The organism is Streptomyces sp. NRRL F-2664, assembly GCF_000719345.1.
Lineage (GTDB): Bacteria > Actinomycetota > Actinomycetes > Streptomycetales > Streptomycetaceae > Streptomyces.
Genome location: NZ_JOFX01000612.1, coordinates 1 through 229, shown reverse-complemented (window position 1 = coordinate 229; position 229 = coordinate 1). Strand labels below are relative to the sequence as shown.

At 74.7% G+C, this 229-nt stretch carries 1 protein-coding gene; it reads left to right on the top strand.

What is annotated here, in order from left to right; all coding sequences use genetic code 11:
- On the top strand, positions 1–229 hold a 229-nt coding region (locus IF89_RS40385), incomplete at both ends, for a hypothetical protein (protein ID WP_158718193.1).

Here is a 229-nt window from a genome sequence, read left to right as displayed (position 1 = left end):
CGCTGGCTCTGTCGTATGACCAGGAGTTGTCGGGTCTGGGGGTGGACCGGCAGGGCCTGGGCGCGGGCATGGGTTTGGGCCTGCCCTTCGTCGACACCGGTGAGGGCCGTGCGGTGGTGGCGGGCGGGGCCTACGACATCGACCCGGCCGCCACTGCCCCCGGGGGTGCCGGCTCCGGTCTGAAGCGGTTCCCCGGGGAGGGGGTGCGCTTCGAGCACGTCCCGGGGGG